Genomic DNA, 9,554 nt, shown 5'->3' with positions numbered 1-9,554 from the left:
TGAGTGTGTTTGTTTAATTCGGGATTGTAGATTCCAGTATGGTCCAAACGGTCAATACGAACTTTTCCACTTGCGTGAATGATGTAGTTGTTTTCCATGATGATACCAACATGAGTAATATTTCCTTCGTCATTATCAAAAAAAGCTAGATCGCCTGGTTCACATTCTTCAATAAAACTTAACGGATCGCCTTCAAGTGCTTGCTGAGAAGCGTCACGATGAATTTTATAGCCGTTTAATTTGTAAACCATTTGAGTAAAACCAGAACAGTCAATGCCAAAAGGTGTTTTTCCGCCCCATAAATACGGAGCATTCAAGTACATAAAAGCGGTTTTAATTAAAGCGCTTTTAGGTTTAATGCCACTGGTTTTGGTTCCTTCAAAATCAAAGTTGGAAGTATTGATTTCGCTATTGTTTAAAAAAGATAATGAAGCTCCAAGCGGAATTGGAAGCAATAGATTATTTGGAGCAGTGATATAATCAATTAAATCGGCATTTAAAATAATTGACTCTTTACTCAAAAGATCAAATTGCTCTTTTGTAATTTCCTGATATTGCTTAGAATCTACCCAGCCTTCATAGTCATCAAACTGAATCCTGATTCGCGCCCATTGATTTTTACGTTCTAAAATTTCGATATGCTCGCCAAACAAAAGTTGTGTGACAATTTCACTTCTGTCGCTAGCTTCAGCGCGAACGGGTACTATGGCTAAATTGCAAATTCCAAACATTTAAGGAAATTTATAAGTTGAAAATCAGGAGCTGCATTTATAACTCCTGATTTTTTGAGATATTGTTTTAAGCTCTTTCGATAACAATTGCTGATGCGCCACCACCACCGTTGCAAATTGCGGCAGCTCCAGTTTTTGCATTGTTTTGTTCTAAAACATTAAGTAAAGTTACAATTATACGTGCTCCAGAAGCTCCAAGAGGATGTCCTAAAGAAACTGCACCACCGTTTACGTTTACTTTATCGTTATCAAGATTTAATATTTTTGCATTGGCTAATCCAACTACAGAGAAAGCTTCGTTAAATTCGAAGAAATCAACATCTGAAATTGAAATTCCTGCTTTATCTAAAGCTTTTGGTAATGCTTTTGCCGGACTTGTTGTAAACCATTTTGGTTCTTGTGCAGCATCTGCGTAGCCTTTTATGTAAGCTAAAGGTTTTAAACCTAATGCATTTGCTTTTTCTTCAGACATTAAAACCAAAGCAGCGGCTCCGTCATTAATTGTAGAAGCATTTGCAGCGGTTACAGTTCCGTCTTTAGTGAAAACTGGTGCTAAAGATGGAATTTTATCTAATTTAACATTAGTATATTCTTCGTCTTTAGAGAATATAATTGGTTCGCCGCGTCTTTGAGGAACTTCAACAGGAACAACTTCATTGTCAAATTTTCCAGCGTCCCAAGCTTTTGCGCTTCTTTCATAAGATTGAATTGCAAATGCATCTTGTTCTTCACGGCTGATTTTGTATTCAGATGCACATAAATCGGCGCAAACTCCCATTGCGTTATTGTCGTAAGCATCTGTCAAACCATCTTTCTGCATTCCATCAAGCATAGTTGCAGGACCAAATTTATTTCCAGCACGCATTTGTACATAGTGAGGAATTAAGCTCATGCTTTCCATTCCGCCCGCTACAACAATTTCAGCGTCACCGCATGCGATTGCTTGAGCAGCAAACATTACGGCTTTCATTCCAGATGCACATACTTTGTTTACTGTTGTAGCAGCAACTTCTTCTGATAATCCGGCAAATAATGCAGCCTGACGTGCTGGAGCTTGTCCGACACCCGCCTGAATTACATTCCCCATGAAAACTTCATCGACTAATTTTGGGTCAAGGTTAATTTTTGAAAGGGCTCCTTTTATAGCAGCAGCGCCTAATTTTGGTGCAGGTACAGTAGATAACCCGCCCATGAAACTTCCGATAGGTGTTCTAACGGCAGAAACGATAACAACTCTTTTGTTCATTTTCTGTTTAATAATAGTTAGTAAGCAAATTTAATGTTTATTTGAATAAATTCAAATTTTGTATTGAATCGAGCTGAATTTAAATTTAGGGTGAAATTTTTGTTAATTCTATTCGTTTGATTGTGAAGTGTTTTGAAAAAAAGATTAAAAAAAACTAAAAAAACTCAAAAAAAAGCTTGTGAGAAATGGAATGTTGTTATACATTTGCACTCGCAAAACGGAAGCAATTCCTTGAGCAAGGAGAGGTGCCAGAGCGGTAATGGAGCAGATTGCTAATCTGTCGACGGGTAACCGTCGCCAGGGTTCGAGTCCCTGTCTCTCCGCTTAATTTTTGCCTCGGGGTGTAGCGTAGCCCGGTTATCGCGCCTGCTTTGGGAGCAGGAGGCCGCAGGTTCGAATCCTGCCACCCCGACTACAATTGAAATAATGGTCGCATAGCTCAGCTGGATAGAGCACCTGCCTTCTAAGCAGGCGGTCGAAGGTTCGAATCCTTCTGCGATCACAAAAAACCATTCGTCTCGAATGGTTTTTTTGTTTTTATGTAAATAGTTTTGATTTCTATTCTTAGAAATTTTGAAATAATGGTTCCATAGCTCAGCTGGATAGAGCAACGCACTTCTAATGCGTAGGTCGAAGGTTCGAATCCTTCTGGGATCACTGAAACTGATTTTTTAAATTAGTTTAAACGTTGAAAACCCGCATCATTACTACGATTCGGGTTTTTTTATTCCCTTTCATATTTTCAAAAACACTCAAAAGTGCCCTAATTTTTATGGATTATTTGTGGCATTTTATCTTTTAAAAAAAAGCTGCCACGAAAAACTGTTTAACTTGTTGTTATTCAATATGTAAAGCTGGTTAACGACTTGATTTAGAGATGTTGTAATTCGATATTTATTAACTTTTAAATTGTTGAATTATGTTAGAAAACAGTTTTGGAATCATCTTCTTTTTGAAGAGCTCCGCAAAAAGCACTAGTGAAAGATATATTTATATCAGGATTACTGTTAATGGTGTGCCTAAAGAAACCTCTACGAAACGAAAATGGAATATAAACCGCTGGGAACAGAAAACAGGACGTGCAATAGGAAACAAAGAAGATGCTAAAGCGTTAAATTTCTTTTTGTACTCACTGGAAATTAAAGTCAGAAAGCATGCGGATTATCTAGAGGAAAAGCAGGAATCTCTGAACAGCGTAAAGCTGATCAACTTTATTTTAGGTAAAACCAGACTGAAAACTACGGTTCTTCAGGAATTTCAGCTTCACAATGATCAGATGCTTGCTCTAGTGAAAAAAGGAGAATATGCTATCGGCACCCATACCCGATTTGAAATATCAAAAAAACATATCAAAGATTTTATGATGTATAAGTACGGAGTGGAGGATATGGAGTTTAATGAGCTTAACTTTGAATTTGTAAAAGACTATGAGTTTTATCTCAAGACAGTGAAAAACAACGCTAATAATACAGCGCTTAAATACATTACCAATTTTAAGAAAATTGTTCTAACGGCGATGGATAAAGAAATTTTAACTATAGATCCTTTTAAGCGTTTTAAAGGCAAAAAGACAAGAGTGCCGAAAAAGCCGCTGACAGGTCTTGAATTATCGCTTTTAGAAAAGCATAAATTTTCTACCGACCGCCTTGGAGTAGTAAGAGATGTTTTTGTCTTTCAGTGTTATACTGGTCTTGCCTATATTGATGTATTCAATCTGAAACAATCAGATATAAAAGAAGGTATTGACGGAGAACAATGGATTTTGACTGAAAGGCAGAAAACAGGAAGTCCCATTAATATTCCTCTGCTTCCAAAGGCAGCGGAAATTGTAAATAGATACAAAAATCATCCGCTTTGTGTTGAAAGAAATTCCGTTCTTCCTGTGAGTTCAAACCAGAAAATGAATGAATATCTTAAAGAAATAGCTGACTTATGTGGCATTAAAAGCAATTTAAATACCCACAAAGCTAGAAGAACATTTGGAAGCACTATAACTTTAAATAATAATGTGCCAATCCATGTTGTTAAAGAAATGCTGGGACACCAATCGGTTAGCCAGACAGAAGAATATGCGTTGACGGAGCAGATTTCTATTGGACGTGAAATGCAGGGGTTAAAGCAGAGACTGGCAGACAAGGAAGATGTTTCGGGTGAAGTAACTTTAAAAACAATTGAGAGAATGGAGAAAGAGTTGATTAAAATGAAGAAAAAGCTTGGTTTGATGAGACAATAACTTTTATTGAAAAATGGAAACAAGAAAAGTTCCTTTTTTGTTAAAGGGACTTTTTATTTTCCACTACGGCATAATTTTATTTAGATCATTCATAAAAAGATTTAAATAAATTGGCGTATTCTCAAGTTAATTATTTTGCATTTTGACTCGCAAGTGGTTTGTATGCATTGCAATGGGTTACTGCCTATCTCAACGGTGCCATGGAGCAGTTGGAAGGGCAGATTCCCTCTGCTAAAATACGATGGCAAGAATTTCGTTGCCCCAGATGTATTATGTTTTGTCGGGAAATGTTTTTACGCTCGACATCAATAATTGGCTTGAGCCTAAGATTGTCTGCATGGGAAATAATCCCAAGAAAATACAGATTTACGGCGCCGTATTATCGCTTTACGTGAATAATGGTTCCAAATTGTTAATTAAATTGTTTATAATAACTTAAAAAAGAAATAATTATAAATAAAATATTAATATAAATTTACACTTTAAGATGGGTTTAGAACCTTCAGAGAATTAAATGTTCGATCATGAAATATGGTTTTAAATTTTTTACAGCTAGAAAGTAAAAGTCGAAGTGAATGAAATTTACGCCCTAGCCTTGAAAGTTTTGAATCGGACACATAAATTTTTATAAAAACATAAGGTAATCTTATATCTTAAAATCCCCTCAAGTTTATCGAATAATGCCTATTGCTATAGTATTGGTCATTATTAATATCAGATTTTTTATCTAGTGATTGGCTGATAGATATTTATCACCATTATACTATTTTGTTCAACCGCGTAATGTTTATTGCGTAAAAACACTTATTATGTCAAGAGAACATGTAAGCCATGATGATATCGAGAAATTTGCGAAAGACCGAGTGAATTTACCCAAAGAGTGGGCTGACGAGTATCGCGCACAAGCCAAAAGGTTGCGAGACAAGCTTTCAACTTACGTATCTGAACATCCTGATTTTACTTTAAAAAAAATGTTGATCTCTGGAAGTTTGGCTAAAGGAACAGCTTTGCGAACACTAAATGACATTGATGTAGCGTGTTATATTAGTGGCGCCGATGTTCCTCAAGATATAGAAGAGTTATTGGAATACCTTGCAGAGAAATTACGATCAGCTTTTCCAAACTTTACTCCAGATCAAGTTAAACCTCAAACTTATTGTGTAACAGTTTCTTTTAAAGGATCTGGATTGGATGTTGATATTGTGCCTATTTTATATGATGGAGATCCTGATTGGTATGGAAATCTAGTTAGCCAGGAAGATGGTTCTTTTTTAGAAACTTGTATCCCCAGACACCTTGAATTTATTCGGACACGTAAAGCTAAAGATGCTGATTTTTCTCAGGTGATCAGATTAGCTAAATACTGGGTCAAAAATATGAAAACAGAACGGGATGGTTTCAGGTTGAAGTCATTTATGGTAGAACTTATAATGGCTAAACTGCTTGATGAAGGAAAGAAATTTAATGACTACCCTGAAGGGCTGCAACATTTCTTTTCATACTTGGCAACCAGTAATTTGACGGACATTATTTATTTCACTGATTATTATAAGAAAGGAGATATACCCACACACAGTGAGCCGATCAAAATTATTGATCCAGTAAATCCTAAAAATAATGCATCTAAACTTTACACACGTAAGCAAGCCGATATGATTGTGGATGCTGCTTTGGATGCAGGTGATGCCATAGATGCAGCTTTAGCAGCTACCACAAAGGAGAAAACGGTTTATTATTGGCAGAAAGTTTTTGGTTCAACATTTCAAATTTAATTATCATGAGCTCAAGTTATACTTCTACACAGGCATTTACAATAACACATGCCAAGCATTTAGCATCAAAGGTGGCTGCTGATTTAAAACGCATGCAGCGATTTTACGGAGCACCATCTGATTTAAAAATTGCTGACCTCGAAACTGAATTAATCGAATTTCTGCGAAATGGTTACTTAGATAACATTACTTATGGATATAAAAGGGATGGTAAATGGATAGAACCAACGCTTAAATACACTGCCAAAGACCTAAATGGAATGAGCTATGCGGATGATGATCCAGGGAAAGTGCGACCAAATGCAAATGTCAGCGGTGCCTCTTTTTCTTCATATCTGGTACATAATTCAAAGTATGATAACATGACTGATTCCGAACGTAATTCATTTGAAAAGACTCTTCCAATCAACAGGACGGGCGCACCGTATCCTGGAATTAGTGGTTATATGGATTCTGATAAATCTTATTCTTCAGGCGGAAAAGGGCTTGATCGTTCATCTTTAAAAAGTTATTAATATGAATAATTTAAAGCCATCTTTTTCGGAGTTGTTTGAACAAACTATATCGTTTCCAGATCCGGAAATGAAATCACGATTTGAATTACTAGTTGGACTTGATGACAAAAAGGAAATGCTGTCGAAAACGCTTGGGATTTTAACAAACGTTTCCGGTATTAAAAAATGGAAAGAAAAATTCCATCCTGAGAGCAATATTATTTTGGATATGGTACTACGCCGTCCGCCATTAGTTATTTTGGCTGGGGACGTGGGATGCGGAAAATCGGAACTTGCTTATACTATTGGTGATGCGGTAGCCCGACTAGAAAAAATTGATATTGAACTTTTTCCATTGAGTCTATCTACCCGTGGTCAAGGCATGGTTGGACAAATGACTCAACTTGTATCTGCCGCATTTGAATATACAATTGAAAGAGCTAAAAAACTTAAAGGAAGTGGAAGTTCTTCTAACGGTGCTGTAATTTTATTGGTTGATGAAGCTGATGCCTTAGCACAATCACGGGAAAATAATCAGATGCATCATGAAGATAAGGCAGGTGTAAATGCATTTATAAGGGGAATTGATGGTTTAGGTAACGGAAAACTACCAGCTGCTGTTATCATGTGCACTAATAGGCCTGAAGCCCTTGACCCTGCAATAAAGCGACGTGCGGCTTTAATCCTAATATTCGAACGGCCTTCAGATGAGCAAAGGAAAAGTGTTCTTCTAAAGCCATTACTTGAATTAGGGCTAAATGAGAAAGATGTAGATTATATTGTGGAGTTGACAGGTAAGACTGGAGAACGCAATTATGGCTTTACTTTTTCCGACCTAACACAAAGGCTGTTACCATCAATTGTATTGGATGCTTATCCTGAGAAAGCCGTTACAATGGAAAGTGTATTACAGGTTATAAAGGGAATTGCTCCTACAACACCATTCAAAGAAGAGTAAAATGACTAAAATTGATTTAAAAATGTTATTTGCCGGCCTGCAAAATCAAATGGTGGCACAGCTTAATACTAATCGTGAATTTATTGAACATCCGGGGTCAAAAGGGGATTCACTCGAAAACGCTTGGATTGATTGGTTGCGTAACTATTTACCGAACAGGTATAGTGTTGATAAGGCTATTGTAATTGATAATGACGGTAATACGAGTCACCAAATAGATATTGTAATTTACGACAATTGGTTTACTCCATTTATTTTTTCTCAAAATGGCTTTCATTACATTCCAGCAGAAGGAGTTTACGCAGTGTTTGAAGTAAAGCCAGATATAGGTGGCACTTCAGATGGGAAACCGAATATTCAATATGCTGCAGAAAAGATTGAAAGCGTTCGTTTATTAAAAAGAGAAGCAGCAAGTTTTATAAATGGAGGTATAAAATTTCCTCCACGTCCACTTACCAAAATTGTAGGAGGTATTTTATGCAATACCAATTCTTTTACTCACAAAAATAATAATACGATAATTTCTCATTTAAAAGATAATAGTGGACTAAAAAGTATCGATATGGGATGTGTCGCAGATTATGGAAGTTTTTTTGTAAACTATGAGCCTAATGAGGAAATCAATGTAGCAGGACAGGATGCTTATCTCGATTTTTATAAAAACCGAATCTACAAAGAGATTAAGTTTAGCAAAACAGAAAATTCACTTGTTACATTTTTTATGCAGCTCACTAGGTATTTACAACAAGCTATCGGAACTATTCCTGCAATTAATCTCCAATCCTATCTTGACGAGATTGGCGAGCAGATTGACGAGCAAATTTAAGTTCATTGGTTGTGCCCACAACTATTTGCCTGGCTAGTCATTAGGGAAAGTATAATTCTATTTAAGCTAATCCGGCTTTTTTGATTAAGATTAAAGATGAAAAAAATAGGAGAGGACTTAGCCGTTTGACAACCTAATTGCACAAAACCTTATCATTCACCTGCAGCATGCCTTTTATAGTGATGACGCTCTGGTCGGTCTCAGGATCTAAAAAGATAAGCCCCTGCTGGTCTAAAAGCATCAGGGTTTCCAGCAGCATAACCTGTTTCTGTTTTTTGGCATTGAGCAGGCCCTGTGCATATTGGAAGCTTTTAAAGGCGGGAGATACCTGCTGTGCGAGCTCTTCCAAAGAACAGCTCCTGGCATAACTGCAGGCTAGTACCTGAAGCACTTTCTGGATGATCGCTGATGTTTCCATTGGATTAAGTTTTTTAATTATTTACGGAAATAAATGCACTGTGGTTTTAACACAGTACATGATCTGCATAAAACTTGCGGCCTGAGTTTCGTCTGTAAGAATTCTGTATATAATTTGCTGTACCAAAAAAAGTGCCATCATTATGGAAAACCGTAAGATCTTTTATAGGACGTTTTTTAAGTTTGCCCCAAACCAGACTATTTAATCATGATAAAAACTATTCTATTTTACATTTTATTCTTTTTTAGCGTATTAACAGCAGATGCGCAGAACAGCAGACTGGTGGCAAGCTGCTGCGAGGAAAAAAAGGAAGAGATGGGCAGATGCACCGGAAACGCCTACTGCAACGCATGCTCCAACTGCAGCAGATGTGCGCACTGTTCCAGCGGGGGAAGCTGCGGGGTATGCGCTTCTTATTCGGCGCCCGTGAGATACACTGCGCCGCGCAGCTATAATAGAAGTTCAGGCGTTTCAAAGGGGACTTCCAAAGCTTCCTTGAAAGCCTCTTCAAAAAACAGTCTCCATATAGCTCCGAAAAAAGAACCGGTCGCTGTAAAAGTGAAGGCGGTTTACCACTCCGAAGATATGCTGGCCGTCAGTTCCGATAATGTAAAGCTACTTGAAGAGCCGGGAAACGAATACGGGGTAATTGAAGTGCTGAGGAAATATGCAGTACTAAAGGTGATAGCCATAGATGAGGAGTGGCTTCAGGTGGTGGTGATCGAGTCGAAGAATTTCGGGTACGTGAATGCGAAGTTTGTGTATAAGATTTAGGAGATGGGGCAGAGCGGTAGCCGCAATAGACCTAAAGCTGATAATTCTGGAGGATAACCTTTAGTTTTTTTAATTTTGGCTGGCTTGCGCTGTGAATTGGGA

At 37.2% G+C, this 9,554-nt stretch carries 9 protein-coding genes and 4 tRNA genes; 10 read left to right on the top strand and 3 right to left on the bottom strand.

Going from position 1 to position 9,554, the window contains the following annotated elements; all coding sequences use genetic code 11:
* Positions 1-731: C40 family peptidase (locus tag B3J44_RS22865; protein WP_286971662.1), on the bottom strand; the 731-nt coding region annotated here is incomplete at its 3' end.
* A 67-nt stretch (positions 732-798) separates the two neighbouring features.
* Positions 799-1,977 carry an acetyl-CoA C-acyltransferase gene (locus B3J44_RS22860; protein WP_091133062.1) on the bottom strand — a complete coding sequence of 393 codons (1,179 nt, stop codon included), beginning with the start codon at positions 1,975-1,977 and terminating at the stop codon, positions 799-801.
* 239 nt (positions 1,978-2,216) lie between these two features.
* Here B3J44_RS22860 and B3J44_RS22855 point away from each other — a divergent pair.
* From B3J44_RS22855 to B3J44_RS22815, 9 genes are all read left to right on the top strand, one after another.
* Positions 2,217-2,300: transfer RNA gene (locus B3J44_RS22855), tRNA-Ser, on the top strand.
* A gap of 14 nt (positions 2,301-2,314) precedes the next feature.
* Positions 2,315-2,389 (top strand) — tRNA-Pro (locus B3J44_RS22850).
* A gap of 16 nt (positions 2,390-2,405) precedes the next feature.
* Positions 2,406-2,479: transfer RNA gene (locus tag B3J44_RS22845), tRNA-Arg, on the top strand.
* An 81-nt stretch (positions 2,480-2,560) separates the two neighbouring features.
* A tRNA-Arg gene (locus B3J44_RS22840) sits at positions 2,561-2,634 on the top strand.
* A 262-nt stretch (positions 2,635-2,896) separates the two neighbouring features.
* The gene (locus tag B3J44_RS22835) at positions 2,897-4,210 is read left to right on the top strand and encodes a site-specific integrase (protein WP_286971659.1); all 1,314 of its coding nucleotides are present in this window, start codon (positions 2,897-2,899) and stop codon (positions 4,208-4,210) included.
* A gap of 809 nt (positions 4,211-5,019) precedes the next feature.
* Positions 5,020-5,982 carry a CBASS oligonucleotide cyclase gene (locus tag B3J44_RS22830; RefSeq protein WP_286971657.1) on the top strand — a complete coding sequence of 321 codons (963 nt, stop codon included), beginning with the start codon at positions 5,020-5,022 and terminating at the stop codon, positions 5,980-5,982.
* Between the two features lie 5 nt (positions 5,983-5,987).
* Entirely contained in the window at positions 5,988-6,497 is a 510-nt protein-coding gene (locus tag B3J44_RS22825) for a hypothetical protein (RefSeq protein WP_286971647.1), read from the top strand.
* A gap of 1 nt (position 6,498) precedes the next feature.
* Positions 6,499-7,434 (top strand): ATP-binding protein, encoded by a 936-nt coding sequence (locus B3J44_RS22820; protein ID WP_286971644.1) that lies wholly within the window; start codon positions 6,499-6,501, stop codon positions 7,432-7,434.
* A gap of 1 nt (position 7,435) precedes the next feature.
* A complete protein-coding gene (locus B3J44_RS22815; protein WP_286971643.1) occupies positions 7,436-8,260 on the top strand; it encodes a DUF6602 domain-containing protein in 825 nt (274 codons plus the stop codon).
* Between the two features lie 133 nt (positions 8,261-8,393).
* Here B3J44_RS22815 and B3J44_RS22810 read toward each other — a convergent pair whose 3' ends face one another.
* Positions 8,394-8,678 carry a hypothetical protein gene (locus B3J44_RS22810; protein WP_286971641.1) on the bottom strand — a complete coding sequence of 95 codons (285 nt, stop codon included), beginning with the start codon at positions 8,676-8,678 and terminating at the stop codon, positions 8,394-8,396.
* Between the two features lie 207 nt (positions 8,679-8,885).
* On the opposite strand from B3J44_RS22810, the gene B3J44_RS22805 reads away from it, so the two are divergent.
* Positions 8,886-9,452 carry a hypothetical protein gene (locus B3J44_RS22805; protein WP_286971639.1) on the top strand — a complete coding sequence of 189 codons (567 nt, stop codon included), beginning with the start codon at positions 8,886-8,888 and terminating at the stop codon, positions 9,450-9,452.
* The last annotated feature ends 102 nt before the right edge of the window (positions 9,453-9,554 follow it).

The sequence above is a fragment of the Flavobacterium sp. UBA4854 genome (genome assembly GCF_002399805.1).
GTDB lineage: Bacteria > Bacteroidota > Bacteroidia > Flavobacteriales > Flavobacteriaceae > Flavobacterium > Flavobacterium ginsengisoli.
This window is presented reverse-complemented; position numbering and strand designations above follow the sequence as displayed.